This is a genomic window from Salinisphaera sp. G21_0 (assembly GCF_017744115.1).
GTDB lineage: Bacteria > Pseudomonadota > Gammaproteobacteria > Pseudomonadales > Endozoicomonadaceae > Endozoicomonas.
In genome coordinates, this window is record NZ_JAGHQW010000302.1 from 1 (window position 1) to 512 (window position 512).

The 512-nt window shown below is 56.4% G+C and carries 1 protein-coding gene; it reads right to left on the reverse strand.

The annotated features are described in order from the left end of the window. On the reverse strand, positions 1–512 hold a 512-nt coding region (locus J7439_RS26185; RefSeq protein WP_209204986.1), incomplete at both ends, for a hypothetical protein.

The following is a 512-nucleotide window of genomic DNA, read 5'->3' on the forward strand; positions in this document are numbered from 1 at the left end:
GCCCGGTCGAGCGGTTTGCCCTTAACGTCCTCGTCTTTGCCCTCCTGCCAGCCCTCTTTCAAGCAGGGCAGGGTCAGGAAGGCCTTCACGTCCTTATCTTTCGGTAAGCCTTTGCCATGACACATGGCGGAAATATTGGTGACCAGTGCCCGGTCGAGCGGTTTGCCCTTAACGACCTCGTCTTTGCCCTCCTGCCAGCCCTCTTTCAAGCAGGACAGGGTCAGGAAGGCCTCCACGTTCTTATCTTTCGGTAAGCCTTTAGAGGAACACATGGAGGAAATATTGGTGACCAGTGCCCGGTCGAGCGGTTTGCCCTTAACGTCCTCGTCTTTACCCTCCTGCCGGCCCTCTTTCAAGCAGGGCAGCGTCAGGAAGGCCTTCACGTCCTGATCTTTCGGTAAGCCTTTGCCATTACACATGGAGGAAATATTGGTGACCAGTGCCCGGTCGATCGGTTTGCCCTTAACGTCCTCGTCTTTGCCCTCCTGCCAGCCCTCTTTCAAGCAGGGCAG